Annotated in this window: 29 protein-coding genes and 1 pseudogene; 8 read left to right on the top strand and 22 right to left on the bottom strand. The window is 56.3% G+C overall.

Annotated elements, in window-relative coordinates; genetic code table 11:
* Positions 1 to 6 precede the first annotated feature (6 nt).
* The 16 genes from rpoA to rplN all read right to left on the bottom strand — a co-directional run bounded on the left by rpoA (position 7) and on the right by rplN (position 8246).
* The gene (rpoA, locus tag PHX60_RS11460) at positions 7 to 1002 is read right to left on the bottom strand and encodes a DNA-directed RNA polymerase subunit alpha (RefSeq protein ID WP_300077623.1); all 996 of its coding nucleotides are present in this window, start codon (positions 1000 to 1002) and stop codon (positions 7 to 9) included.
* 110 nt (positions 1003 to 1112) lie between these two features.
* A complete protein-coding gene (rpsD, locus tag PHX60_RS11465; RefSeq protein ID WP_300077626.1) occupies positions 1113 to 1736 on the bottom strand; it encodes a 30S ribosomal protein S4 in 624 nt (207 codons plus the stop codon).
* Between the two features lie 94 nt (positions 1737 to 1830).
* The gene (rpsK, locus tag PHX60_RS11470; RefSeq protein ID WP_300077629.1) at positions 1831 to 2235 is read right to left on the bottom strand and encodes a 30S ribosomal protein S11; all 405 of its coding nucleotides are present in this window, start codon (positions 2233 to 2235) and stop codon (positions 1831 to 1833) included.
* Positions 2236 to 2253: 18 nt separating this feature from the next.
* Positions 2254 to 2619: a 30S ribosomal protein S13 gene (rpsM, locus tag PHX60_RS11475; RefSeq protein ID WP_091457140.1), complete on the bottom strand. Its 366-nt coding sequence runs from the start codon at positions 2617 to 2619 to the stop codon at positions 2254 to 2256.
* A gap of 23 nt (positions 2620 to 2642) precedes the next feature.
* Positions 2643 to 2756, bottom strand: coding sequence for a 50S ribosomal protein L36 (rpmJ, locus tag PHX60_RS11480; RefSeq protein WP_011793797.1), 114 nt, complete (start codon positions 2754 to 2756; stop codon positions 2643 to 2645).
* A gap of 56 nt (positions 2757 to 2812) precedes the next feature.
* A complete protein-coding gene (gene secY, locus PHX60_RS11485; RefSeq protein WP_300077639.1) occupies positions 2813 to 4132 on the bottom strand; it encodes a preprotein translocase subunit SecY in 1320 nt (439 codons plus the stop codon).
* A gap of 23 nt (positions 4133 to 4155) precedes the next feature.
* A complete protein-coding gene (gene rplO, locus PHX60_RS11490) occupies positions 4156 to 4587 on the bottom strand; it encodes a 50S ribosomal protein L15 (protein ID WP_300077706.1) in 432 nt (143 codons plus the stop codon).
* Between the two features lie 10 nt (positions 4588 to 4597).
* The gene (gene rpmD / locus PHX60_RS11495; RefSeq protein ID WP_091457148.1) at positions 4598 to 4780 is read right to left on the bottom strand and encodes a 50S ribosomal protein L30; all 183 of its coding nucleotides are present in this window, start codon (positions 4778 to 4780) and stop codon (positions 4598 to 4600) included.
* Between the two features lie 14 nt (positions 4781 to 4794).
* Positions 4795 to 5313 carry a 30S ribosomal protein S5 gene (gene rpsE / locus PHX60_RS11500; protein WP_300077643.1) on the bottom strand — a complete coding sequence of 173 codons (519 nt, stop codon included), beginning with the start codon at positions 5311 to 5313 and terminating at the stop codon, positions 4795 to 4797.
* A gap of 17 nt (positions 5314 to 5330) precedes the next feature.
* Positions 5331 to 5696 (bottom strand): 50S ribosomal protein L18, encoded by a 366-nt coding sequence (gene rplR, locus PHX60_RS11505; RefSeq protein ID WP_300077646.1) that lies wholly within the window; start codon positions 5694 to 5696, stop codon positions 5331 to 5333.
* A gap of 11 nt (positions 5697 to 5707) precedes the next feature.
* Positions 5708 to 6241 carry a 50S ribosomal protein L6 gene (gene rplF, locus PHX60_RS11510; RefSeq protein WP_300077649.1) on the bottom strand — a complete coding sequence of 178 codons (534 nt, stop codon included), beginning with the start codon at positions 6239 to 6241 and terminating at the stop codon, positions 5708 to 5710.
* Between the two features lie 25 nt (positions 6242 to 6266).
* A complete protein-coding gene (gene rpsH / locus PHX60_RS11515) occupies positions 6267 to 6662 on the bottom strand; it encodes a 30S ribosomal protein S8 (protein ID WP_300077652.1) in 396 nt (131 codons plus the stop codon).
* Positions 6663 to 6682: 20 nt separating this feature from the next.
* Positions 6683 to 6988 (bottom strand): 30S ribosomal protein S14, encoded by a 306-nt coding sequence (gene rpsN / locus PHX60_RS11520; protein WP_300077655.1) that lies wholly within the window; start codon positions 6986 to 6988, stop codon positions 6683 to 6685.
* 8 nt (positions 6989 to 6996) lie between these two features.
* Positions 6997 to 7536, bottom strand: coding sequence for a 50S ribosomal protein L5 (rplE, locus tag PHX60_RS11525; RefSeq protein ID WP_300077658.1), 540 nt, complete (start codon positions 7534 to 7536; stop codon positions 6997 to 6999).
* 10 nt (positions 7537 to 7546) lie between these two features.
* Positions 7547 to 7867, bottom strand: coding sequence for a 50S ribosomal protein L24 (rplX, locus tag PHX60_RS11530; RefSeq protein WP_300077661.1), 321 nt, complete (start codon positions 7865 to 7867; stop codon positions 7547 to 7549).
* Between the two features lie 10 nt (positions 7868 to 7877).
* Positions 7878 to 8246, bottom strand: coding sequence for a 50S ribosomal protein L14 (rplN, locus tag PHX60_RS11535; RefSeq protein WP_056670966.1), 369 nt, complete (start codon positions 8244 to 8246; stop codon positions 7878 to 7880).
* Between the two features lie 285 nt (positions 8247 to 8531).
* On the opposite strand from rplN, the gene proC reads away from it, so the two are divergent.
* Entirely contained in the window at positions 8532 to 9365 is an 834-nt protein-coding gene (gene proC / locus PHX60_RS11540) for a pyrroline-5-carboxylate reductase (protein ID WP_300077668.1), read from the top strand.
* A gap of 6 nt (positions 9366 to 9371) precedes the next feature.
* Here the strand turns inward: proC and ubiA are convergent, their stop codons facing one another.
* The 4 genes from ubiA to PHX60_RS11560 all read right to left on the bottom strand — a co-directional run bounded on the left by ubiA (position 9372) and on the right by PHX60_RS11560 (position 13395).
* Entirely contained in the window at positions 9372 to 10250 is an 879-nt protein-coding gene (gene ubiA, locus PHX60_RS11545) for a 4-hydroxybenzoate octaprenyltransferase (protein ID WP_300077671.1), read from the bottom strand.
* A 7-nt stretch (positions 10251 to 10257) separates the two neighbouring features.
* Positions 10258 to 11856, bottom strand: a complete 1599-nt coding sequence (locus tag PHX60_RS11550) for a CYTH and CHAD domain-containing protein (protein ID WP_300077674.1) — start codon at positions 11854 to 11856, stop codon at positions 10258 to 10260.
* Between the two features lie 3 nt (positions 11857 to 11859).
* The gene (locus PHX60_RS11555) at positions 11860 to 12360 is read right to left on the bottom strand and encodes a Dps family protein (RefSeq protein ID WP_300077677.1); all 501 of its coding nucleotides are present in this window, start codon (positions 12358 to 12360) and stop codon (positions 11860 to 11862) included.
* Positions 12361 to 12429: 69 nt separating this feature from the next.
* Positions 12430 to 13395, bottom strand: coding sequence for a LysR substrate-binding domain-containing protein (locus PHX60_RS11560; protein WP_300077680.1), 966 nt, complete (start codon positions 13393 to 13395; stop codon positions 12430 to 12432).
* A 169-nt stretch (positions 13396 to 13564) separates the two neighbouring features.
* On the opposite strand from PHX60_RS11560, the gene htpG reads away from it, so the two are divergent.
* A complete protein-coding gene (gene htpG / locus PHX60_RS11565) occupies positions 13565 to 15523 on the top strand; it encodes a molecular chaperone HtpG (RefSeq protein ID WP_300077683.1) in 1959 nt (652 codons plus the stop codon).
* A 27-nt stretch (positions 15524 to 15550) separates the two neighbouring features.
* Here htpG and purT read toward each other — a convergent pair whose 3' ends face one another.
* Positions 15551 to 16753, bottom strand: a complete 1203-nt coding sequence (gene purT, locus PHX60_RS11570) for a formate-dependent phosphoribosylglycinamide formyltransferase (RefSeq protein ID WP_300077686.1) — start codon at positions 16751 to 16753, stop codon at positions 15551 to 15553.
* A 222-nt stretch (positions 16754 to 16975) separates the two neighbouring features.
* Here purT and PHX60_RS11575 point away from each other — a divergent pair, with 222 nt between their 5' ends.
* The 3 genes from PHX60_RS11575 (at position 16976) to PHX60_RS11585 (ending at position 20082) form a co-directional block, all read left to right on the top strand.
* On the top strand, positions 16976 to 17824 hold the full coding sequence (locus PHX60_RS11575; protein WP_300077689.1) for a 3-hydroxybutyryl-CoA dehydrogenase: 849 nt from the start codon (positions 16976 to 16978) through the stop codon (positions 17822 to 17824).
* Between the two features lie 123 nt (positions 17825 to 17947).
* Complete coding sequence (locus PHX60_RS11580) at positions 17948 to 18979, top strand: serine/threonine protein kinase (protein ID WP_300077692.1); 1032 nt, start codon at positions 17948 to 17950, stop codon at positions 18977 to 18979.
* 86 nt (positions 18980 to 19065) lie between these two features.
* A complete protein-coding gene (locus tag PHX60_RS11585; RefSeq protein ID WP_300077695.1) occupies positions 19066 to 20082 on the top strand; it encodes an ABC transporter substrate-binding protein in 1017 nt (338 codons plus the stop codon).
* Between the two features lie 15 nt (positions 20083 to 20097).
* Here PHX60_RS11585 and PHX60_RS11590 read toward each other — a convergent pair whose 3' ends face one another.
* Positions 20098 to 21906, bottom strand: coding sequence for an MFS transporter (locus tag PHX60_RS11590; protein WP_300077698.1), 1809 nt, complete (start codon positions 21904 to 21906; stop codon positions 20098 to 20100).
* A gap of 122 nt (positions 21907 to 22028) precedes the next feature.
* On the opposite strand from PHX60_RS11590, the pseudogene PHX60_RS11595 reads away from it, so the two are divergent.
* The 3 genes and pseudogenes from PHX60_RS11595 to PHX60_RS11605 all read left to right on the top strand — a co-directional run bounded on the left by PHX60_RS11595 (position 22029) and on the right by PHX60_RS11605 (position 26572).
* A pseudogene (locus PHX60_RS11595) lies at positions 22029 to 25042 on the top strand (type I restriction endonuclease subunit R).
* A gap of 13 nt (positions 25043 to 25055) precedes the next feature.
* The gene (locus tag PHX60_RS11600) at positions 25056 to 25355 is read left to right on the top strand and encodes a hypothetical protein (RefSeq protein WP_300077701.1); all 300 of its coding nucleotides are present in this window, start codon (positions 25056 to 25058) and stop codon (positions 25353 to 25355) included.
* Positions 25352 to 26572, top strand: coding sequence for a restriction endonuclease subunit S (locus tag PHX60_RS11605; RefSeq protein WP_300077703.1), 1221 nt, complete (start codon positions 25352 to 25354; stop codon positions 26570 to 26572). Before PHX60_RS11600 ends, PHX60_RS11605 begins: the two co-directional genes overlap by 4 nt.
* Positions 26573 to 26794: the final 222 nt, after the last annotated feature.

The raw sequence follows: 26794 nt of genomic DNA on the forward strand, positions 1-26794 counted from the left end.
GACAGCTTAACGCTTGTCCAAGCCAGCGGGTGGCCAGTTTTCCAGCTTCATACCCAAGGTCAGACCGCGCGAAGCCAGCACTTCCTTGATTTCGTTGAGCGACTTGCGACCCAGATTTGGGGTCTTGAGCAACTCGTTCTCGGTGCGCTGAATCAGGTCACCGATGTAGTAAATGTTTTCGGCTTTCAGGCAGTTGGCCGAACGCACAGTCAATTCCAACTCATCGACCGGACGCAACAGAATCGGATCGAAACTGGCGCTGCTGCGGCCACCGCCAGAAATTTCACCCAGACCTGGCAACTCGCCACCGTCCAATTGGGCAAACACGGCCAGCTGCTCGACCAAAATACGGGCCGACTTGCGTACCGCATCTTCAGCGGTGATGGCACCGTTGGTTTCAATCTCAAGTACCAGCTTGTCCAAGTCGGTACGCTGCTCGACGCGGGCGCTCTCGACGGTGTAGCTCACACGCTTGACCGGCGAGAAAGAGGCATCCAGCACAATACGGCCAATGCTCTTGGTAGGCTCGTCGGCATAGCGGCGCATGGTGCCGGGCACGTAACCACGGCCTTTTTCTACCTTGATCTGCATGTCCAACTTGCCGCCTTGCGACAAATGGGCAATGACATGGTCAGGGTTGATGATTTCGACATCGTGCGGTGTTTGAATATCGCGCGCCGTGACAATGCCTTCACCATCTTTACGCAGGCTCAGGGTCACCTCATCACGGTTGTGCAGCATAAACACCACGCCCTTGAGGTTGAGCAAGATGTTGACGACATCTTCCTGCACACCATCAATCGACGAATACTCGTGCAACACCCCGGCAATGGTCACTTCTGTCGCTGCATAACCCACCATCGACGATAGCAGAACACGGCGCAGGGCGTTGCCCAACGTGTGGCCATAGCCACGTTCAAACGGCTCTAGCACTACTTTGGCGCGGTTGTAGCCCAGCTGTTCAACATTAATCGTCTTGGGTTTCAGCAAATTGGTTTGCATGCAGACTTCCTCTCAATACCCCCAGCTCGTTACACCGGTAAGGCTGGTGAAGCGCCTAAACCGCGATGCCTCGCGGTTCAGGTACGGTTTTCAACTATATCGCAGAGCGATTAGCGCGAATACAATTCAACAATCAAAGATTCGTTGATGTCAGCACCGAACTCATCGCGGTCCGGAGTCTTCTTGAACACGCCCTCGGCCTTGTCCACGCTCACTTCTACCCAAGCAGGGAAGCCCACTTGTTGGGCCAGTTGCAGGGCTTCGACAATGCGGTTTTGCTTCTTGGACTTTTCACGCACGGCCACCACATCACCGGCCTTGACCAGGTAGGATGGGATATTGACCGACTGGCCGTTCACGGTAATCGCCTTGTGCGACACCAATTGGCGAGCTTCAGCGCGGGTAGAACCGAAACCCATGCGATAGGCTACGTTGTCCAAACGCGATTCCAGCAGGCTGAGCAGGTTGGCACCGGTGTTGCCCTTCTTGCCGTCCGCAGCTTCAAAATAACGGCGGAATTGTTTTTCCAACACGCCATACATGCGCTTGACTTTTTGCTTTTCGCGCAGTTGCAGACCGAAGTCAGAGGTACGGGCACCCGAAGTGCGACCGTGCTGACCGGGCTTGGAATCGAACTTGGCCTTGTCCGCAATCGAGCGACGGGCGCTCTTGAGGAACAAGTCCGTGCCTTCACGGCGGGAGAGTTTGGCCTTAGGGCCGAGGTAACGTGCCACGAGAACTTCCTTTTATTTCATCTACCGCAAGTGCATTGCGGGAGCCGCCTGAAACGCTGTTATGCAGCGCAGGCGGCGGTGGGCTTTGAATCAATCAGATGCGACGGCGCTTTTGTGGGCGGCAACCGTTGTGTGGCACCGGGGTCACGTCGGCAATCGAAGTGATACGGATACCCAAGGCACCCAGAGCGCGCACCGAAGACTCACGACCGGGGCCGGGACCTTTGATTTCGACATCCAGGTTTTTAATACCTTGTTCGATAGCAGCGCGGCCAGCGACTTCGGAAGCGACCTGAGCAGCAAAGGGGGTCGATTTACGCGAACCCTTGAAGCCCTGACCACCCGAAGATGCCCAAGACAAAGCATTGCCTTGGCGATCGGTAATCGTGATGATGGTGTTGTTGAACGACGCATGCACGTGGGCGATGCCGTCAGAAACGTTCTTGCGAACTTTTTTACGAACACGCTGGGATGCGTTGTTGGCAGGAGATTTAGCCATATTGATCTTTCAATCTCTTTATTTCTTCAGTGCCGCTGCGCCTTTGCGCGGACCCTTGCGGGTGCGGGCGTTGGTGCGCGTGCGCTGACCACGCATCGGCAGACCGCGACGATGGCGGAATCCCCGATAGCAACCGATGTCCATCAGGCGCTTGATGTTCATCGTTGTTTCACGGCGCAGATCACCCTCGATGGTGAACTGTGCGATCTGGTCGCGAATCTTTTCAAGGTCGCCATCCGTCAGATCTTTGATCTTTTTGGAATAAGCGATGTCGCAGGCTTCGCAAATTTTGCGTGCGCGTGTGCGACCGATGCCATAAATGGCGGTCAGGCCAATTTCAGCATGCTGATGTGGCGGAATATTGATACCAGCGATACGTGCCATATGCGTCCTCTATACTTTTCTCATCAACCCTGACGCTGCTTGTGGCGCATGTCAGTGCAAATCACGCGCACCACACCCTTGCGGCGGATGATTTTGCAATTACGGCAGATTTTTTTAACCGAAGCAGAAACTCTCATTTCATTCTCCTAAAACTTTTAGCGCTTTCAAACCAGCATGGTACGAAAGACAAGACTCAAACGCCTGAACCCGCTTTGAAGTTCGCTTTTTTCAACAGCGACTCGTATTGCTGCGACATCATGTAATTTTGCACTTGGGACATAAAGTCCATCGTGACCACCACAATAATCAACAACGAGGTACCACCGAAGTAAAAAGGAACGTTGTACTTGAGGATCAGGAACTCTGGCAACAAGCAAACAAAGGTGATGTAAGCCGCACCAATCAGCGTCAGACGCAGCAAAATCTTGTCGATATAACGTGCTGTTTGATCACCGGGCCGAATACCAGGAATAAATGCGCCGCTTTTCTTGAGGTTGTCTGCTGTTTCGCGGCTGTTAAATACCAATGCCGTATAAAAAAAGCAGAAAAACACAATGGCTGTGGCATAAAACATTACATAAATCGGCTGACCGGGGGTCAGTGTTGCTGCAATGTCTTTGAGCCAGCGCATGGACTCACCCGCACTGAACCAGTTCACAACGGTGGCGGGCAGCAAAATGATGGACGAAGCAAAGATGGGAGGAATCACACCTGCCATGTTCAACTTCAGTGGCAAGTGCGAAGACTGACCACCATACACCTTGTTACCCACCTGACGCCGAGCATAATTGACCAGAATTTTACGCTGCCCACGCTCGACAAACACCACGAAGTAAGTGACCAAGGCCACCAACAACACAATGATAATCGCAGCAATAATGCTCATGGCACCGGTACGCACCAGCTCTAACAAACCACCAATCGAGCTGGGCAGGCCAGCAGCAATACCAGCAAAAATCAGGATGGAAATACCATTACCCAAACCACGCTCAGTAATTTGCTCGCCCAACCACATCAAAAACATGGTGCCAGCCGTTAAACTGACCACCGCCGTCATACGAAAACCAAAGCCGGGTGATAAAACCAAACCAGCTGAGCTTTCTAATGCCACTGCAATACCCAAGGACTGAAAAATAGCCAGCCCTAAAGTACCATAGCGAGTATATTGCGTGATTTTGCGGCGACCGGCTTCGCCCTCTTTCTTCATTTGTTCGAAAGCGGGCACAGCGTAGGTCATCAGCTGCATGATGATCGATGCCGAAATATACGGCATGATTCCCAGCGCAAACACCGTGAAGCGGGACAGCGCACCACCCGAGAACATGTTAAACAGGTTCAGGATGCCGCCCTGCTGGCTATTGAACAGCTGCTGCAGCTGGGTTGGATCAATGCCCGGAACGGGAATATGAGCCCCCGTCCGGTACACCACCAACGCCAACAAGAGAAAAACCAGTCGGCGACGCAAATCGCCGAATTTTCCAGTTTTTGCCACGGAAGCAGTGCTAGTAGCCACAGCTTTTTTCCTTCGGGCAGGCGTTAAGCTACGCTGCCGCCAGCAGCTTCAATCGCTGCCTTGGCACCAGCCGTTGCAGCGATACCGCTGAGCTTGACTGCGGTAGTGATAGCGCCGCTTTGGATGACTTTGACCGTGCGGGTCAGATCGTTGATCAGGCCAGCTTGTTTGAGGGCCAGTTGATCGACTTCTGCCAGACCCAAACGGGCGACATCGCTGAGGGTGATTTCGGCATTGAAGCGCAAAGTCAGCGACTTGAAACCACGCTTGGGCAAGCGGCGTTGCAAAGGCATTTGACCGCCTTCAAAACCGACTTTATGGTAGCCGCCCGAACGCGATTTTTGACCTTTGTGGCCACGGCCAGCGGTTTTGCCCAGACCAGAGCCAATGCCCCGGCCGACGCGACGCTTGGCGTGCTTGGCACCGTCTGCGGGCTTGATGTTATTGAGTTCCATCATCAACCTTTCAGACGATTTTGACCAGATAACTGATCTTGTTGATCATGCCGCGCACTTCAGGCGTGTCTTGCAGTTCGCTGACACTGTTGAGTTTACGCAGGCCCAGACCACGCACGGTGGCGCGGTGGGATTCTTTCGTGCCAATCGGGCTGCGAACCAGCTGGATTTTCACGGTTTGTTGTGTAGACATTGTCAAAGCTCCTGTCAGACGAAGAGGTCTTCGACCGACTTGCCGCGCTTGGCCGCTACTGCACCGGGGGTGGTGGAGTTGGTGAGCGCATCAAAGGTGGCACGAACCATGTTGTAGGGGTTGGACGAACCGTGGCTCTTGGCCACGATGTCGGTGATACCCAACACTTCAAACACAGCGCGCATAGGGCCGCCAGCAATCACACCGGTACCCTTGGGGGCCGGGGCCATCATGACGGAAGCAGCACCGTGGTGGCCTGTCACTTGGTGGTGGATGGTACCGTTTTTGAGCGATACTTTAACCATGTTGCGACGGGCTTCTTCCATCGCCTTTTGCACAGCAGCGGGCACTTCTTTGGATTTGCCTTTGCCCATGCCAACGCGACCATCGCCATCACCCACTACAGTCAGTGCAGCAAAGCCGAGGATACGACCGCCCTTGACCACTTTGGTGACGCGGTTGACCGCGATCATCTTCTCGCGCAGTCCGTCGTCGCGGCCTTCGTCTTGCACTCGGGGTTGAAATTTAGCCATTTTGTATTCCGTTCCGCTTAGAACTGCAAACCTGCTTCACGGGCTGCGTCGGCCAGAGCCTTGACGCGACCGTGGTAGGCAAAGCCTGCGCGATCAAATGCAACTTTTTCGACACCTGCGGCCTTGGCCTTTTCAGCAATGCGCTTGCCGATGGCTTGGGCTGCAGCAGTGTTGCCACCTTTGCCAGAACCACCGAGTACGCTGCGTACTTCGGCTTCGGCGGTAGAGGCACTGGCCAGCACCTTGGTGCCGTCGCCGGAAACCACGGTAGCGTAAATATGGAGGTTCGTACGGTTTACCGACAGACGGGCAACACCTTGCTGGGCAATGCGGATGCGGGTCTGGCGGGCACGACGAAGACGCTGCTCTTTCTTGGTCAACATATTGCAGCTCCTTATTTCTTCTTAGTCTCTTTGATCGTGACTTTTTCGTCCGCATAGCGGATGCCCTTGCCCTTGTAGGGCTCGGGTGGACGAACGGCACGAATCTCAGCGGCAATTTGGCCTACGCGCTGGCGGTCGGCACCCTTGACCACGATTTCAGTCGCGGTAGGCGTAGCCACGGTGATACCGGCGGGCATATCAAAATTGACGGGGTGGGAGTAACCCACGGCCAAATTGAGTTTGTTGCCACTGGCTTGGGCTTTGTAACCCACACCAATCAGGGTCAGCTTCTTTTCAAAGCCTTTACTAACACCCAACACCATGTTGTTGACCAACTGGCGGAAGGTGCCACTCATGGCGTTGGCTTCGCGCGATGCGTCGATGGGCTCAAAAGAGATTTTGCCATCGGTGTTGGTAATCTTGACCAGAGCGTTCTGGGTCAGAACCAAATTACCACCAGCGCCTTTAACGCTGATTTGGTCGTCTTTGATGGCGACATCCACACCTGCGGGGATGACGACGGGCGATTTTGCTACACGGGACATTTCAGTTTCTCCTCAATGTCACGGCTTAAGCCACGTAGCAAAGCACTTCGCCACCGACACCGGTAGCACGCGCTTTGCGGTCGGTCATCACACCCTTGGGCGTGGTGACAATGGCCACGCCGAGGCCATTCATGACCTGGGGGATGGCATCACGGCCCTTGTACACGCGCAGGCCGGGGCGGCTCACACGCTCAATACGCTCGATGACCGGACGGCCAGCGTAGTACTTGAGGGCGATTTGGAGTTCGGATTTGCCGGCTTCGGTCTTGACCTCGAAACCGTCAATGTAACCCTCGTCCTTCAGCACTTGGGTGATGGCAATCTTCACTTTGGAAGAAGGCACGCTCACGGTGGCTTTGGAAACCATTTGGGCATTGCGGATGCGGGTCAGCAAGTCAGCGATGGGATCACTCATGCTCATGTTGTATCTCTCCTGCCTGCTTACCAGCTGGCCTTGGTGACACCGGGGATGTCGCCTGCAAAAGCCAGTTCGCGGATCTTGGCGCGGGCCAAGCCGAATTGACGGAAAGTACCACGGGGGCGACCGGTGATTTCGCAACGGTTGCGCTGGCGCGTGGGATTGGCGTTGCGTGGGAGCTTTTGCAAGCCCAGACGGGCTGCATCACGCTCTTCATCGCTGCGCTTGGCATCAGAGGCGATGGCCTTGAGTTCGGCGTGTTTGGCGGCGTATTTGGCCACCAGTTTATCGCGCTTGAGTTCGCGCTGGATCAAAGCTTGTTTTGCCATACGCCGCCTCAGTTCTTGAAGGGGAAACGGAAACCGGTCAGCAGTGCTTTGCACTCTTCGTCGGATTTGGCCGTTGTGGTGATGCTGATATTGAGACCGCGCAGGGCATCGACCTTGTCGTACTCAATTTCAGGGAAGATGATTTGTTCTTTGACACCGATGTTGTAGTTGCCACGGCCATCGAAGGCGCGACCGGAGATACCCCGGAAGTCGCGCACGCGCGGCAGTGCAATGGTGACAAAGCGGTCTAGGAATTCATACATCTGCACACCGCGCAGAGTGACCATGCAACCAATGGCTTGGCCTTCGCGGATTTTGAAACCAGCGATGGCTTTCTTGGCCTTGGTGACTACGGGCTTTTGGCCAGCAATCTTGGTCAAATCAGCCACGGCGTTGTCCATGACTTTTTTGTCGGCCACGGCTTCGGATACACCCATGTTGAGGGTGATCTTGGTCAGGCGCGGCACCTGCATGGGCGAGGTATAACCGAACTGCTTCATTAGTTCGGGGGCGAGTTTTTCGCGGTAGATTTTTTGGAGTCGTGCCATGTTTTACCCCTTAGGCCGTCTTGATTTCAGCGCCGCTGGACTTGAACACGCGCACGTGCTTGCCGTCTGCTTGCAGCTTGATGCCAACGCGATCAGCCTTGCCCGTGGCGGCATTGAAAATGGCCACATTGGACTGGTGAATAGGCATGGCCTTGTCAATAATGCCGCCAGTCGTACCCTTCATGGGGTTGGGCTTGACGTGTTTTTTGACCAGATTGATGCCTTCGACCACCAGATGGGAGTCATCAGCGCGCAGCGTTACAGTGCCGCGCTTGCCTTTGTCGCGCCCGGTGAGTACGACGACTTCGTCGCCCTTGCGAATCTTATTCATCGCGCCGTCCTTAGAGAACTTCAGGAGCCAGGGACACGATCTTCATGAACTTCTCGGTACGCAGTTCACGCGTCACGGGTCCAAAGATGCGGGTGCCAATGGGCTCCAGCTTTGCATTGAGCAACACTGCTGCGTTGCCATCGAATTTGACGAGCGAGCCATCGCCACGGCGAATGCCTTTGGCGGTACGGACAACCACTGCGCTGTAAACCTCGCCTTTTTTGACGCGGCCACGTGGAGCGGCTTCCTTGACGCTCACCTTGATGATGTCGCCAACACTGGCATAGCGACGCTTAGACCCGCCCAGCACTTTAATGCACAGGACGGACTTGGCGCCGGTATTGTCGGCAACGTCTAACCGGGTTTCTGTTTGGATCATTTTAATATTCCCAACTTGCACCAACAAGATCAACAGCCCCAGAGAAACTCTCAAGCGCTGCCAACCAGCCAGTCAGTCTTGGGCCCGTCGTCAGCGGCGCAAACCATTTGCAGCGCTTCTTGTGGGGCAGAAACTTCGCTTTTTGACGGCGAAGCCCGCTATTGTTTCAAAAAAATTCTGGGGTGTCAATGCCTAGTGCCTTTTTATTGCCTTAAAAAGACAGCCAACAGCACGCAGCAAGCGGCTACGATGCCATTCTTTACTTGATTGTTGGAGACTTTTCACATGTCCGCATCTACTGCAATTCGTTTTCCGGCCATCGCTTTCATTGGCGGCGGCAACATGGCCAGTGCTATTTTAGGCGGCCTGATGCACCAAGGGCTGCCTCTGAGCCAGATTGAAGTGGTGGAGCCTTGGGAGCCTGCCCGTGCCGCTTTGCAACAGCAGTTTGGTGTGCTGGCCCAAGCCAGTGCTGGCCCGCAGTTGGAGCGCGCCGAGGTGGTAGTCTGGGCGATCAAGCCGCAAACCTTCAAAGAGGCGGCACTGACTACCGGCACCCATACTGGCAAAGCACTGCATCTGAGCGTGGCCGCTGGGGTGCGTAGCGATAGCATTGCCCACTGGCTGGGCAGTGAACGGGTGGTGCGCGCCATGCCCAATACACCGGCTTTGATTGGTCAGGGTATCAGCGGTTTGTATGCACGCCCCACGGTGAGCGAGGCTGAACGGCAGTTGGTGGCACAGATTATGGCCTCTACGGGCGAGCATTTGTGGGTGCCAGAAGAAGCGCAATTGGATGCGGTGACGGCCTTGTCTGGCTCTGGTCCGGCGTATGTGTTTTATTTTTTAGAGGCGATGGTGCAGGCCGGGGTGGAGATGGGCTTGGGTGCGGCACAGGCCGAGCAATTGGCGATTGCTACCTTTGCTGGCTCTTCGGAGTTGGCACGGCGTTCGCACGAGTCGCCCGCTGTACTGCGCGAACGGGTGACATCGAAAGGCGGCACCACCTATGCAGCATTGGAATCTATGCGCGCTGCCGAGTTGAATCGGCACTTTATTGCAGCTTTGCGCGCCGCACAGGCACGCGCCCACGAGCTGGGTGATGCCTGTGAGGCTTAATGGCCTTTAAGCCCGCACCAAGTAGCTGGCGACAATACCGACAAACACGGTAAAGCCCAACCAGTGGTTGACGCGAAAGGCGTGGAAGCAGCCCTCGCGGGTGCGGGTGCGAATCAGCTGCCAATGCCAGAGTACCTGCGCCAAAGCCACGGCCAACGCTAGGTAAAAAGCCATGCCCAAAGCCTGTGGTGCCAACGCCAGCCACCACAGGCCCAAAAAGAGCAGATAAAACAGCACAATCGCGGCCACATCAAAACGACCCAGGGTGATAGCAGAGGTTTTGATACCAATTTTGAGGTCATCGTCGCGGTCCACCATCGCGTACTCGGTATCGTAGGCCAGCACCCAAAACAGGTTGCCCAGCCACAGCAACCAAGCCCACCACGGCACGCTGCCTTGCACTGCGGCAAAGGCAATCACGATACCAAAATTGAAGGCAATGCCCAAAACGGCTTGTGGCATGGCCAAAAAGCGCTTGGTAAACGGGTACAGCACCGTCACCAACAGGGCGGCCACCGACCAAGCGATAGCGGCGGCGTTGGTGGTCAGCACCAGTGCCAAGGCCAGCAAGCTGAGTACCACGCCCACGGCGATGGCCTCGCGCACCGACACTTGGCCCGAGGTGATAGGGCGCTGCGCGGTGCGCTTGACGTGGCGGTCAAAGTGGCGGTCGGCCACGTCGTTGATACAGCAACCAGCGCTACGCATCAGGATGGTGCCCAACACAAACACGGCCAACAGATGCCAGCCCGGAAAGCCGCCAGCCGCCAGCCACAGGGCGCTGAGGGTGGGCCACATCAGCACCAACCAACCGGCAGGTCTGTCCCAGCGGATTAAATCAAGGTACAGGGACAAACGGCTACGGCTACGGCTCGCGGTGGACATACGATGATTAAGGCGATGGAGGCTCGTCCAGCGTGCGCGCTACCACAACACCCTGCAAAAAGGCCAGCCACAAGGGGTTAGCGCCCCAGCGGGCCACCAGATGGCGCGCTTGCAGCAAATCGCGCGCTGCGCCCAAGCGCTCTTGCAATTGCTGGGCGGCGCGGTGCTGTTGTTGCAGGCGTTTGGGCAGCAGCGGGGCCAGTGCGTGTACGTTGTAACGCAAGCGTTTGGCCAGAATACGCACTTCGTGTTGGCGCTCTATGCCCTCGGGGGAGTGGTCGTGCTGGCACTGGTGCAGCATTTGCTCCAATCGCTTAGCCAAACGCAAGGCACGGCGACGCAGGGCTTGGAGGCTCCGTGCTTGCGCTTTGGCCGACTGGGGGGCCACGGTAGCGGCCAAGGGGCCATCCAGTAATTCTAGCCAGTGTGACAGCGCCAGCAAGGCAGCGCCTACGCTGGGCTGCATTAAAGCGGCGCGCACAGCGGCGCGCTCTTGGCTGGCGGCTTGACCCAGCGCCGTTTGTAATTGCTGCCACTGCTGGGGCATATCGGCCCCAGCCTCGTGCTGGCTGTGTTGGAGATAGGCTTGCGCCAAAGGCGGCAGGGTTTCGGTGCGGGCCACATCCAAATCGCGCAAAGCCCCCAAGCTGCCCAAAAGGGGCTGCAAAGCCTGCAAGGGTGGCAAGGCCCAATCTGGCAGCAAGGGACGCAACATGCGCCACAAACTGCGGAAACGCCGCCAACCGACACGCGCTTGGTGAACCAGCTCTGGCGCATCATTGGTTTGTAGGCGATATAAGTTGGCGGTAAATTGCAAGAATGCCTCGCCCAACACCTGCCGGGCGATACGGGCCAGGCTATCGCTGGGGCTGACTTTGGGCGGCTGGGCCAGCACGGCAAGCACAGGAGCCGCTGGATTAGCCGCTGGATTAGCCGCTGAATGGGCCGATGCTTGCAAAGCAAAGCCACGTTCGGCCTTGCTGGCCGCCAAAGGCAGCACCGCCACGCTGCGTGCAATACGCCCGGCCAAGTCCAACAAGGCGGCCGGTGAACCAGCGATTAACTCCAACTCCAACTCGCACAGTGGCACGCTGCGGCCTGCGGCTGTGATGCTGCCTATGTCGAGCGCAACTTCAATTTGACTGCCATCGCGCTGGCGCACCAGCCAAGTGGTGCGCTCAAACTCGGTGGTAAAGCAGGGTTGCAAGGCGGCAGACAGACTGCTATCGGCATCCATTTGCGGCCACGGCGAGTTTTGTAGCAGCTCCAGCGCCAGCGCGGGGGCGGGCACGGGCATTTCCCACTCGCCGCGCACGCTGAAAGCCGAATCGCCTTGGCCTGCGGTTTTGAGGGTTTGCCGCCACTGCGGCTGCTCTGGACTGCCCAAACGGCGCAGACGCAAGGCTACGCGCTGGCGGCGCAGGGCTTGGTCGGGGGTATCAAAGTATTGGCTAAACACCCTCTGGCGCTGCGCTTTGCGCCGCGCCAACACCGGACTGGCCGCCACAGCCGCCGCTATCGCTTGCACATCGGCACCGGGCAGGGCCAGTTTGACCTCGATTTCGGTGGGTGCTGCGCTGGCAGCAACCTTGGAGCGGCGGGCCATCGTTCAGTCTTCCAGCAAGGAGCGCAACATCCAAGCGGTTTGCTCGTGTACCGTCAAGCGCTGGGTGAGTAAATCTGCCGTAGGCTCGTCGCTGGCTTTGTCCACTACGGGGAACAGGGCGCGCGCAGTGCGGGCGACGGCTTCGTGGCCCTCGACCAAAATACGCACCATCTCCAAAGCCTTGGGTGGCTTGGTGGGGGCATCGGGCACGCTGGCGAGTTTGCCAAACTCGGCGTAAGAGCCGGGCGCGGGATGGCCCAAGGCACGGATGCGCTCGGCAATCGGGTCCACGGCGTTCCACAGCTCGGTGTATTGGCCCATGAACATGGTGTGCAGGGTGTTGAACATCGGGCCAGTGACGTTCCAGTGGAAGTTGTGCGTGGTCAGGTAGAGGGTATAGGTGTCGGCCAACAAGTGCGACAGCCCTTGGGCAATGGCGGCGCGGTCTTTATCGCTGATGCCAATATGGATGGCAGGGGCAGTGGTTTTGGTGCTTTTGGCCATGATGGTACATCTCCTCTGAACAATGAACTGCCACTGTAACCCAGCCAGCGCTGGAGGGTGCAATACCACTTAGGATAGGCGCTGCACGCCCGGCAATTCACAAGCGTAAATGGCATTGCGTAGCGCGGCAATGGCCTCGTAGCGGGTAAAACTGCGCCGCCATACCAATACCACCCGGCGCATGGGTGGAGCGCTGCCATCGCCTTCTTCCATCGGCAAATAGCGGATATAGGTTTCATCGCTTTTGCGCCGCCGCACCGTGTTAATCAAGGCATCGCGCGGCACCGACATGCGCGGCACCAGCGTCACGCCCATGCCAGCGGCCACCATATATTTGATGGTCTCGAGCGAGGAGCCTTCAAACGATTTGCGGATACCCTCCGCATTGCTAGAGAAGCGGGCAAACTCGGGGCAAACTTCTAGCACATGGTCGCGGAAGCAATGGCCGGCCCCCAGCAGCAGCATGGTTTCATTGCGTAGGTCTTCGGCGCTTACGCTTTTGACATTGGCCAGCGGGTGCGTGCTGGGCACAGCGGCCATAAAAGGCTCATCGTAGAGCGGGGCCATCGCCAGCCCGGTATCAGGGAATGGCTCGGCCAAAACGGCGCAATCAATCTCGCCGGTACGCAGCATTTCTAGCAGACGCGCGGTCATGTTTTCTTGCAGCAACAGCGGCATTTGTGGCGTGCGCTCAATCGAGCGGCGCACCAACTCGGGCAGCAGGTAGGGGCCAATGGTGTAAATCACCCCCAGCGTCAGGGCACCGGCCAACGGGTCTTTGCCGCGCTTGGCAATCTCTTTGATGGCGGCAGCCTGCTCTAACACGCTTTGGGCTTGGCGCACAATTTCTTCACCCAGCTGGGTGACAGTGACCTCGCCCACACTGCGCTCGAACAGCTTGATGTCGAGTTCTTCTTCCAGCTTCTTCACAGCCACCGACAACGTGGGCTGGGAAACATAACAGGCATCTGCGGCTTTACCAAAGTGCTTTTCGCGCGCCACAGCAACGATGTATTTGAGTTCAGTCAGGGTCATAGGGGCTATTGTGCGGCCAAGCTTTGGCACAGTGCAAATTTCGTCAAGCGAATTGACTTGAAACCGCACGCAATGCCCATAACTGCATCGCTGCTGGCGCAAAGCCCTGCCCCCTCTGGCGCGCGGTGCGCGTATTTTTGCAATTTTGGTCTTTAAGAGAAAATTTTCTATGAGCAAACAAACCCTGCACTTTCAAGCCGAAGTGGCCCAACTGCTGCACTTGGTCACCCACTCGCTGTACTCTAACCAAGAAATTTTTCTGCGCGAGTTGGTCTCCAACGCCTCGGATGCTTGCGACAAACTGCGTTTTGAAGCCCTGAACAACAACGCCCTGTACGAGGATGCACCCAATTTGGAAGTGCGCGTGTCCTTTGACAAGGATGCCAAAACCCTGACCATCACCGACAACGGCATCGGCATGAGCGCGCAAGAGGCCATTGACCACTTGGGCACTATTGCCAAGAGCGGTACCAAAGACTTTATGAGCCGCCTAGAGGCCGACAAAAAGGCCGATGCCAAAGAGCAAGGCCAATTGATTGGCCAATTTGGTGTCGGGTTTTATTCCGGCTTTATCGTGGCCGACAAAATCACCGTCGAGTCGCGCCGCGCAGGTTTGGCCGCCGAAGAAGGCGTGCGCTGGATTAGCGCTGGCACGGGCGACTTTGAAGTCGAAACCATCAGCCGCACCCAACGCGGTACCAGCGTGATTTTGCACCTGCGTGCTGATGCCGAAGAGTACCTGAACGCTTGGAAGCTCAAGTCCATCATCAACAAATACTCCGACCATATCAGCCTGCCCATTTTGATGGAAAAGGAAGAATGGAAAGAGGGCGAGAACGACCAACCCGGCGGCATGGTCAAAACCGGCGAGTGGGAAACCATCAACAAGGCCAGCGCCCTGTGGACTCGCCCCAAGAAAGAAGTCACGGATGAGCAATATGCCGAGTTCTACAAAGCCATCAGCCACGATTTTGAAGCGCCCCTGACTTGGAGCCACAACCGTGTCGAGGGCAACACCGAGTACACGCAACTGCTCTACATTCCAGCCAAAGCCCCGTTTGACCTGTGGAACCGCGACAAAAAGGCCGGCGTGAAGCTGTATGTGAAGCGCGTGTTCATCATGGACGAGGCCGAAGCGCTGCTGCCCACCTACCTGCGCTTTGTCAAAGGTGTGATTGATTCAGCCGACTTGCCGCTCAACGTGAGCCGCGAACTGCTGCAAGAAAGCCGCGATGTGCGCGCTATCCGCGAAGGCAGCACCAAGCGCGTGCTGACGATGCTAGAAGACTTGGCCAAGCACGACAAGCACGAAGCCGCCGAAGGAACTGATGGCGTGACCGATGTGGTCGATGCCGACGACAAGGCCAAAGAGGGCAAATACAGCCAGTTCTACGCCGAGTTTGGCGCGGTGCTGAAAGAAGGTTTGGGCGAAGACTTTGGCAACAAAGAGCGCATTGCCAAACTGCTGCGCTTTGCCAGCACCAGCAGCGACACGCCCAGCGTCAGCTTGGCCGACTACAAAGCGCGCCTGAAAGAGGGCCAAGATGCCATCTACTACATCACCGCCGACAACTTGGCCGCCGCCAAAAACAGCCCCCAATTGGAAGTGTTCAAGAAAAAGGGCATTGAAGTGCTGCTGATGGTGGACCGCGTGGACGAATGGGCGCTCAACTACCTGCAAGAGTTTGACGGCACGCCGCTGCAAAGCGTGGCCAAGGGTGCGGTGGACTTGGGCAAGCTGCAAGACGAAACCGAAAAGAAAGCCGCCGAAGAAGCCGCCGAAGCCTTCAAGCCGGTGCTGGCCAAGCTGAAAGAAGCGCTGAAAGACAAGGCCGAAGATGTGCGCGTCACTACGCGCCTGGTGGACTCCCCGGCCTGCTTGGTGGTGCAAGACGACGACATGAGCACCCAACTGGCCCGTATGCTCAAGCAAGCTGGGCAAAAAGCCCCCGACACCAAGCCGGTGTTAGAGGTCAACCCAGAACATGCACTGGTGAAGAAGCTCGATGGCAGCGTGCATTTCCACGACTTGGCGCACATCTTGTTTGACCAAGCCCTGTTGGCCGAAGGTGGCCTGCCCGAAGACCCAGCCGCTTACGTCAAGCGCGTGAATGCGCTGCTGGTCTAAACGCTGTTCTGCTGCCGCCTGCGCCGTTTAGATTTGGCGCGGGCGCACCTTGCTGGCGGCCAGTTTGGCGTTCTGGCGCGCGCTGTCGGTGTCGGCAGCACGCGCCAGCGCCACCCCCATACGGCGCTTGGCAAAGCTCTCGGGCTTGCCAAACAAACGTAAATCGGTGTTGGGCACGCGCAGGGCCTCATCCACGCCATCAAACACAATCCCGCTGGCCTCCATGCCACCATAAATCACGGCACTGGCTCCGGGGTTACGTAAGCTGGCATCGACTGGCAAGCCCAAAATGGCGCGCGCGTGCAATTCAAACTCGCTTTGGTGTTGCGTGCAAAGCGTGACCAAGCCGGTATCGTGCGGGCGTGGACTGACCTCGCTGAACCAAACCTGCTCGCCCTTGACAAACAACTCGACACCAAACAAGCCTTGACCGCCTAAGTTGTCGGTCACGGTTTTGGCAATCTGGCGTGCCTTGTCTAAGGCTACCGGGTGCATGGGGTGTGGTTGCCAGCTCTCCACATAATCGCCGCCCACCTGTACATGGCCAATCGGGGCGCAAAAATGGGTTTCGATTTGGCCGTCAGCGCCCAAGGCACGCACCGTCAGTTGGGTGATTTCGTAATCGAAGTCGATAAAGCCTTCCACAATCACGCGCCCGTGGCTAACGCGGCCTCCGGCCATTGCATAGTCCCACGCCTTTTGCACATCTTCTGGGCCATCAATTTTGCTTTGGCCCTTGCCCGAGCTGCTCATCACCGGCTTGACGATGCAGGGATAACCAATGCCACCCTCAATCGCTGCTTGCAATTCGGCCAGCGAATCACAAAACTGGTACGGGCTGGTGGGTAGGCCCAAGGTTTCTGCCGCCAAACGGCGGATGCCCTCGCGGTCCATCGTTAAGCGGGCGGCACGGGCGGTGGGAATGACGCGCACCACACCGGCGGCTTCTAACTGCTCCAGCATCGGGGTGGCGATGGCTTCAATCTCGGGCACCACCAGATGGGGCTTTTCGGCCTCTATCAGGGCTTGCAATTGTGCTGGGTCACTCATGGCAATGGTGCGGGCATGGTGCGCCACTTGCTGGCCGGGGGCGTGGTCGTAGCGGTCCACGGCAATGGTTTCTACGCCCAAGCGTTGCAGAGCGATGAGCACCTCTTTGCCCAACTCGCCCGAGCCGAGCAACATTACTTTGGTGGCGTGGGGAGACAGGGGCGTACCCAGTGTGGTCATACAAAAGCCTAACTTTTCAGAAAAACAAATCCAACACACAGCAACAGGCCACCCGTTCAGAGCGCCTTCAAGCTGCTGCAACTGGCTACCACTTTAATGCAGAGTGCAAAATGCTGGCAGTGCGTCATAGAACTTGGTTATGCTGTACCACCCGCAGCATGAGCGAGCGCGAGACACTCGCCACGGGCATTGCCTTTGTTTTACTTTGAAAAGGATTTTTATATGAGTATCACCACTGTTGGCATCATCGGGGCCGGAACTATGGGCAACGGCATCGCACAGGTGTGCGCCGTTGCGGGTATCAACGCCATTTTGGTGGACATCTCTGAAGCAGCAGTGCAAAAGGGTTTGGCCACCGTGGCGGGTAGCTTGGATCGTCTGGTCAAAAAAGAAAAAATCAGCGCTGCTGACAAAGATGCCATCTTGGCACGCATCAAAACCAGCACCAGCTACGACGACCTCAAGGCCGCCGAACTGGTGATTGAAGCCGCCACCGAAAATCACGACATCAAGGTCAAAATTCTCAAGCAGATTGATGCGCTGGTTGGCCCTGAAGTCATCATTGCCACCAACACCTCGTCCATCTCCATTACCGAGTTGGCCGCTACCACCAGCCGCGCCGACAAGTTTGTCGGTATGCACTTCTTCAACCCCGTGCCGATGATGGCGCTGGTAGAGGTGATTCGCGGTCTGCAAACCAGCGATGCTACGCACGCGGCAGTGCAAGAGTTGGCCAAAGCCTTGGGCAAAACCCCCATTACCGTGAAGAACAACCCCGGTTTCGTCGTCAACCGTGTGCTGATTCCGATGATCAACGAAGCCTTCTTTGTGCTGGCCGAAGGCTTGGCCACGGCAGAAGACATCGACGCAGGCATGAAGCTCGGCTGCGGCCAGCCGATGGGGCCGCTGGCGCTGGCCGACCTGATTGGCTTGGATGTGTGCTTGGCTATTATGGAAGTGTTCCTCGAAGGCTTTGGCGACAGCAAATACCGCCCTGCCCCGCTGCTGAAAGAAATGGTGGCCGCTGGCCGCTTGGGCCGCAAGAGCGGCCAAGGCGTGTTCAAGTACTAAGCGCCTCGCAGTCTCTGGCCAACCGGGCTTAGCCTGGGTTGGCCGCCAAGCCAGTGTGTACCAGCGGTACACGCTGGCTTTTTTTGTTGCCACCGACAGCCGCAATGGTTGCACAATGGCTGGATGAATGCCACCCCCACCCCTGCTTTGGCTGCCCACCCTTTTTCTGCCCTCACGCCCGATGTGGTGTTGGATGCTTTAGCCAGCGTGGGCCTGTATGGTGATGGCCGCCTGATGGCCTTGTCCTCCTACGAAAATCGGGTTTATCAAGTCAGTTTGGAAGATGGCAGCCGGGTAGTAGCCAAGTTTTACCGCCCCGAGCGCTGGAGCAGCGCCCAAATTGCCGAAGAACACGCCTTTGCCGCCGAACTGCTAGAGGCCGAAGTGCCCGCCGTGGCCCCGCTGGTGCTACAAGGGCAAACGCTGCACCCGTATGGCGGTTTTGCTTTTTCGGTCAGTCCGTGGCGCGGCGGTCGCCAGCCCGAGTTGGACGATTGGGAGGTGCTAGAGTGGTTGGGCCGCTTTATGGCCCGCATCCACAACGTGGGCGCGATGCGTCCATTCAGCGTCCGGCCTACGCTCGACAGCGCCAGCTTTGGCACGGCCAGTTACGACTGGCTGCTGGCACACGACATGATTCCGCTGGATATGCGCTCTGGCTGGCGCGAAGCCTGCGAACAAGCGCTCAGTCTGATAGCCAGCGGCGGCACAGCAGGCTACCGCGTGCAAGATGCCACCCTGCTGCGCTTGCATGGCGATTGCCACCCCGGCAACATCCTTTGGACACCCTTGGATGAGTATGGGCGCGGTGGCCCGCATTTTGTCGATTTGGACGATGCGCGCATGGGGCCAGCGGTGCAAGACCTGTGGATGCTGCTCTCGGGTGAACGCAGCCAGCGCACGCAACAGTTGGCGGCTTTAATCGAAGGCTATGAGCAACTGCGCCCTTTTGACCGGCGCGAGCTGGCGCTGATAGAACCACTACGCACCCTGCGCCTGATTCATTACAGCGCTTGGCTGGCGCGGCGCTGGCAAGACCCGATATTTCCGATGAACTTTCCGTGGTTTGGCTCCAGCGACTATTGGCGCGGTCAAATCGACATGCTGCACGAGCAAATCGAAGCCCTGCAAGAAGCTCCACTCTGGCTACCATAGCTTTTATAGTTAAATTCTATAAGAACTAATTTTCTCTTTATTTTTACCGATGACTTCATAAGAATTTACAAACTCGCCCCCTTCATATGCACCATCGCCCACACGGACTAGACAAACGCCAGTTTCTGCACAGCGGTTTAGCCTTTGCTGCCACGCTGGGGTGGGGTAGCCCCGCGCTGGCACAGACCACTCCCCGGCCTTTGCTGCATATTGGCGTGACGCAAATCGTCTCCCATGCGGCCTTAAATGCCGACCAAAAGGGCTTTGAAGCCGCATTGGCCATTGCAGGCTTCAGAGAAGGGGTCAACCTGCGCTACCTGCGCCACAACGCCAATGGCAGCTTGGCCCAAGCCCAAAGCATTGCCGCGCTGTTGGTGCGCGAGCAGGTGGACTTAATCCACAGCATTGCCACCCCCACCACCCAAGCTGTGGTGCAGGCTACGCGCAGCATTCCGATTGTTTTTTCCTCGATTACCGACCCCCAAGGAGCCGGTATCGTGCCGCCCAGCATTGCACGCGGCCAAGCCAGCGGCACCAACGTGACCGGGGTGAGCGATTTATGGCCGGTGCTGCTGCAATTGGAAACCTACGCCAAAATGGTGCCGCACGCCAAACAGTGGGGCACCATCTACAACCCGACCGAACCCAACTCCATCACCCACATCAGGGCCATGCGTGCTGCCGCACAGCAATTAGGGTTACGACTAATTGAGGTACCGATTGAGCATAGCAACGAAGTCGGGGCGGCCGCTGGCTCTTTGGTCGGCAAGGTGCAAGCTTTTACCATCACCTCAGACAACACCACCGTGGCCAACTTAGAGGCACTGGTGGCGGTGGCCAACCGGCACCGCATTCCTCTGTTTACGGGCGACATCAACAGCGTAGCACGCGGCGTGGTGGCGGCTTATGGTCTCGATTATTTTTTGATTGGTTATGCGGCAGGCCAAAAGGCGATATTGGTACTCAAGGGAATACCTGTGGGTAACATTGCGTGGGAGCCGACAGAAAAGTTTAGTTTGGTGCTTAATTTGCGCGCGGCCAAACGGCAAGGCGTACACATCAGCCCGGCCCTGCTGCAAAAGGCGGATAAGGTGTTGGAATAACAAGCGGCGCCCTATTCAGGGCTGCAAAGCAGCGAGTGCTTGGCGCAAGCCTTGCGCGTGGCCATCGGCGGCGGCCAAGGCGGGGCCGACTTGCAATTGCACCCGGCCCCAAGCCGGATGGGGCGGCTGGTGCAGCGCCAAAGGCACACAGGGCAGCGCTAAACCAGCAGCGCGGGCGTGTTCTAGCACATGCAAAGCCTCTTGCTCCGAGGCCACGGCCAGCAAATCACCGTCACGCAACACCTGCAAAGCTGCTGCCAGCGCCTGTTGGTGCGCCAACGGGTTGGACTGCTCGGGCACCCAAGCAATCGCTTTCGACAGCCGCAGCAACCAGCCCCGCAGAGGCCGCTGCAACAGTGCGGGCTCGACCAGAAAGCAAATCGGGCGCGGGCTGGCCGCCAGCAGCAACAGACGGTCTGCAAAACGGGCATGGTGGCACACCAGTAGCGCCGCACCCGTGCTGGGCAAATGCTCATCGCCCACCACTTTAAAGTGATAAACCAAGCGCGACAGCACCCAGGCCATAAAACGCAACAGGTATTCGGGCACCAGCAAAAAGATATAGCCCGCCACCACGGCATTGGCCAGCCCGGTGGCCAAAAAGACCTCGGGCACCGTCCAGCCAGCCCCCAACAAAGCCCCCGCCAGCACCGAACTGGCAATCATGAACAAGGCATTGAGGATATTGTTGGCCGCAATGATGCGCGCGCGGTGCGTAGCTTGGCTGCGTAGCTGAATCAGCGCGTACATGGGTACGCTGTACAGCCCAGCAAACAGACTGAGCAAGAGCAAATCCAACACCACGCGCCAATGGGCAGGTTGGGCAATAAAAGCCGCTACGCCCATTTGTGCCGCTGGCGGCAAGCTGTGCGCGGCCCAGTACAAATCCACCGAGAACACGCTCATACCAATCGCCCCCAAGGGCACCAAACCAATCTCGACATGGCGGCGCGATAACACTTCGCACAACAAAGAGCCGGTGCCAATCCCCACCGAAAACACCACCAACAGCAACGAGGCCACATGGGCATCGCCATGCAGCACATCGCGGGCAAAGCTAGGGAACTGCGCCAAAAACACGGCCCCAAAAAACCACATCCAGCTAATACCCAGCAAAGAGCGAAACACCACGATATTGCCGTGCGCCAACTTCAGGTTGCGCCACGTCTCGCTGATGGGGTTCCAATTGATGTGCAACTGCGGGTCCGTCGCTGGTGCTGCCGGAATGAATTGCGCCAACGCCCGGCCCAGCAGCGCCAGCAGCAAGCAGGCCACAGCGACCGTGGTCGGGCCAATATGGGGCAAAGCCACCAGCAAGCCACCGGCCACATTGCCCAACAAGATGGCGACAAAAGTCCCCATCTCAATCATGCCATTGCCGCCGGTGAGTTCGCGCTCGCTCAGGGCTTGGGGCAAATAGGCAAACTTGACCGGGCCAAACAAAGTGGAATGCACGCCCATTAAAAAAGTACACCCCAGCAGCACGGCCACGCTGTCCGCCATAAAACCCCAGCCTGCCAGCAGCATGATGGCAATTTCCAGGTTTTTCACGAAGCGGATGATGCGCGTCTTCTCCAATTTATCGGTGAGCTGACCCGCCGTGGCCGAGAACAACAAAAACGGCAAAATAAACAGCGCCCCAATCACCAACCCGGCCAGCGATGGCGGCAGCCAAGCCACCTGAAGCTGGTACGTGACCAGCACGGTAAAGGCAAATTTGAACAGATTGTCGTTGGCCGCCCCGGCAAACTGTGTCCAGAAAAACGGCGCAAAGCGGCGCTGGCGCAGCAGGGCAAACTGATTGGGATGCTCGGGGTGGGACATGGCAGGCTTAGAAAAAGTGGCAGAGAGAGTGGCCTGCCATTGTGCCCACCGGTTGCTACGGCCACCGACAAAACTTGCGGCCAGGCGCATCTGGCGATACTGGCAGTATCTATGATGCACCCATGCTGGAACAACACATCGAACAAAGCTTCATCGCCAAACTGACGGGGCTGAAATACGAATACCGCGCGGACATCACCGACCGCACCGCGCTAGAGAAAAACTTCCGCCAGAAATTTGAAGCCCTGAACCGCGTCCGCCTCACGGATGCCGAGTTCGCCCGCCTGCTCGATGAAATTGTTACCCCGGATGTTTTTAGCGCTGCCAAAAACCTGCGTGCCATCAACGCCTTTACACGCGACGACGGCACGCCGCTGAATTACAGCCTTGTCAACCTCAAGGACTGGTGCAAAAACCACTACGAAGTCATCAACCAACTGCGTATCAACACCGACAACAGCCACCACCGCTACGATGTGATGCTGCTGATTAACGGCGTGCCTGTGGTGCAAATCGAGTTAAAAGCCCTGGACATCCCTCCGCGCCGGGCGATGGAGCAAATTGTCGAATACAAGCACGACCCCGGCAACGGCTACACCAAGACGCTACTTTGCTTCATACAGCTGTTCATCGTCAGCAACCGTGACCGCACCTACTACTTTGCCAACAACAACGCGCGTCACTTCGCCTTCCAGGCCGACGAGCGCTTTTTGCCCGTCTATGAGTTTGCCGACGAGGGCAACCGCAAAATCACCCACCTCGATGACTTTGCCGCGCACTTTCTGAAAAAATGCACCCTTGGCCAAACCATCAGCCGCTACATGGTGCTGCTGGCCGGGGAGCAAAAGCTGATGATGATGCGGCCCTACCAAGTCTATGCCGTGCAACACATGGTGCAGTGCATCACCGACAACAACGGCAACGGCTACATCTGGCACACCACTGGCAGCAGCAAGACGCTCACCTCTTTCAAGGCATCCACGCTGCTGAAGGAGAATGAACACATCCACAAATGCGTGTTTGTGGTGGACCGCAAAGACCTAGACCGCCAGACGCGGGAAGAATTTAACCGCTTCCAAGACGGCTGTGTCGAAGAAAACACCAATACCGCTGCACTCGTGCGCCGCCTGCTTTCTGAAGACTACGCCGACAAAGTGATTGTCACTACCATCCAAAAGCTGGGCCTCGCACTGGATGAGAATAGCAAGCGCAACCAGCAGCGCCGCAAAAGCGGACAGGCCACCTACAAGCAGCAGCTCGAAACCCTGAAAGACCAGCGCATCGTCTTCATTTTTGATGAATGCCACCGCTCGCAGTTTGGCGATAACCACCAGGCCATTAAAGCCTTCTTTCCGAAGGCGCAACTGTTTGGCTTTACTGGCACGCCCATTTTTGAAGCCAATGCCAGCTTGCAGAAAATCGAGGACGCGCAAGCCTCCATGCGTACCACGGCAGACCTGTTCCAACAGCAGCTACACGCCTACACCATCACCCACGCGATTGAGGATGGCAACGTGCTGCGCTTTCACATTGATTATTTCAAGCCCGAGGGTAAAAACCCGCCCAAACCCGGCGAAGCCCTCGCCAAGCAGGCCATCATTGAAGCTATTTTTGCCAAGCACGATGCCGCCACCGGTGGGCGGCGCTTTAACGCCATCTTGGCTACTGCGTCCATCAACGACGCGATGGAATACCACGCGCTGTTCAAGACCATGCAGGCGGACAAACAAACCGCCGACCCCACTTTTAAGCCGCTCAACATTGCCTGTGTGTTCTCGCCGCCCGCCGAGGGCGACCCGGATGTGAAGCAAATTCAGGAAGACCTGCCGCAAGAGCAAGCCGACAACCAAGAAGACCCCGAAGGCAAAAAAGCCGCGCTCAAGGCCATCTTGGCCGACTACAACGCCCGCTACGGTACCAATCACCGCCTGAGCGAGTTTGACCTTTACTACCAAGATGTGCAAAAGCGCATTAAAGACCAGCAATGGCCCAATGCCGACTACCCCGCCGCGCAAAAAATCGACATCACCATCGTGGTGGATATGCTGCTAACGGGCTTTGACTCCAAGTTTTTGAACACGCTGTATGTGGACAAGAACCTCAAATACCACGGTTTAATACAGGCGTTCTCGCGCACCAACCGCGTGCTGAACGGCACTAAACCCTACGGCAACATCCTCGATTTTCGCCAGCAACAAGAGGCCGTGGATGCTGCCATTGCGCTATTTTCTGGCGAAAAAACCGGCCAAGAAGCGCGAGAAATCTGGCTGGTGGACAAAGCGCCGGTAGTCATCCAGAAGCTGGAGACCGCCATGCAAAAGCTCGACGACTTTATGCAATCCCAAGGGCTGGATTGCACCCCCTCTGCCGTGGCCAATTTGAAGGGCGACGCGGCCCGCGCCGCCTTCATTACCCACTTTAAGGAAGTACAACGGCTTAAAACCCAGCTTGACCAATACACCGACCTGACCGAGGACAACCAAACTGCCATCGCGCAAATGCTGCCCGAAGACCAGTTGCGCGGCTTCAAAGGCCAGTATCTGGAAACCGCTAGAAGGCTGAAAGAGCAACAGGGCAAAAGCGGCAAGGAGGATGCTGGCCCCAGCACCACCGATGCCGTGGAGCAGCTCGATTTTGAGTTTGTGCTGTTTGCCTCTGCCGTGATTGATTACGACTACATCATGGGCCTGATGGCCAAATTTTCAGAGCAAGGGCCGGGCAAGGCCAAAATGACGCGCGAGGAACTGATTGGTCTGATTAGCGCCGATGCCAAGTTTATGCACGAGCGCGACGATATCGCCCAATACATCGCCACGCTCCAAGCGGGCGCGGGCCTGTCTGAAGCCGCCATCCGCGACGGTTACAGCCACTTTAAGGCCGAGAAGAACGCCCAAGAGCTGGCCGCCATCGCGGCCAAGCATGGCTTGGCCAGCACCGCCCTACAAACTTTTGTCGATGGCATTCTGGAGCGCATGATTTTTGATGGCGAACAGTTGACCGATTTGCTAGCGCCGCTGGAACTGGGTTGGAAAGCCCGCACGCACAAAGAACTCTCCCTGATGGAGGACTGCGCCCCCTACCTTGTCAAGCGTGCTGGGGGCGCGACATTTCTGGACTGGATGCGTATGAACAATGAAAGGAAAGCCACCATGAACAGCGTTTTGCAAGAAATCCAACAACGTGCCGCCGTGCTGCCCTTGGCGCTGCAATCCAAATTGCTGAATTACACGATGTATCTGACACAAAAAGCACAAGAGGCACGGGAATGGAATAAGCTGATGTTGGCCCCTGATTTAGCCAGCAAGCAGCCGACCGAATTGCTGGTGGATAGGGCAAAAGACTTGCCTGCCATTGCAGCATTTGCCAACAAAGACCCTTTGCGCCTGCAACAGGAAATGCGCGATGCTGGGTTAAATACAAATGGGCAGGCTATGGCGGGAAGTCTATGAGCAAACAGCAGGATAATGCAATGGCGGGAATAGTAGAAAAATGCGCTTTAGTGCCCAAGCTGCGGTTTCCAGATTTTTTAGAAGCAGGAGGATGGAAATTTATCCCTCTAAGCCATTTGGCGATTCGTACCAAACAAAAAAATAGAGATGAAAAGATTGAACGTGTACTGACCAATTCCGCTGAATTTGGCGTGGTTGATCAGCGAGATTTTTTTGATAAAGACATTGCTACCCAAGGAAAACTTGAGGGCTATTTTGTTGTTGAGCTGGGCAGCTACGTCTATAATCCGCGCATATCATCCACAGCACCCGTAGGCCCCATATCCAAGAATAAAATTGGCACAGGCGTAATGTCGCCACTTTATACCGTCTTTAAGTTCAAAGACAACAGTAACGATTTTTACGAACATTTTTTCAAAACTACTGGCTGGCATACCTATATGCGCCAGGCATCTAGCACGGGTGCAAGACACGATAGAATGGCTATATCCAGTGACGATTTTATGGCTATGCCCTTGCCCGTAGCGTCACTCGATGAACAACAAAAAATCGCCGATTGCCTGGGTTCTTTGGATGAGCTAATCGCCGCACAAGCGCAGCAAGTGGAGGCGCTCAAAATCCATAAAAAAGGGCTAATGCAGCAGCTTTTCCCCCGCGCAGGCGAAACCCAACCGCGTTTGCGCTTCCCTGAATTCCAAGATGAGTGGATGGCACAGGATTTAGAGGAATTGAGCGAAAGTATTTCATCAGGCAAAGATAAAGTTGCTACCGATGGAGCTTTCGATTTATATGGTTCAACTGGAATTATTGGCAAGACAAAAAATTGCAGTTACGGCGGAACTTACATTTTAGTTGCGCGTGTTGGTGCAAACGCTGGGCTACTGACCAAGACGACAGGCGAGTTTGGTGTCACCGACAATACTCTCATCATTATCTTGAACGCAAAGCAAAATATTGACTTCATCTTCTACTATCTCGATCAAATTGGGTTAAATAAAATGGTCTTCGGATCGGGACAGCCGCTTATTACAGGCGGGCAATTAAAAGCATTGACCATTCGATTGCCAAAGGAACGAGAACAACAACGCATCGCCTCGTGCCTAAGCAGCCTCGATACCCTGATTACTTTAGAAATCCAAAAACTCGAAACCCTAAAAACCCACAAAAAAGGGCTGATGCAGCAGCTTTTCCCTTCAGCACAGGCAGTTGCAGCATGAAATACGCTCCCTTTATCGCCAAGGATGCCCTATGGTTTTAAGCAATAAACTGCATCTCAGCAGCCAAGTAGAACTCCACCGGGCCGAAGAAAAACTGGTGGTGGTAAAATTTCAAATGTTTTCAATTTTTTTTGTTTTTAAAATTATTAACTTCTAAATAAAAGATTTAAATTATACTTTCGTATAAAAAGATGAGTGACAAGGTTGTGAAATTCATCGGAT

The organism is Giesbergeria sp. (genome assembly GCF_028686475.1).
GTDB lineage: Bacteria > Pseudomonadota > Gammaproteobacteria > Burkholderiales > Burkholderiaceae_C > Simplicispira.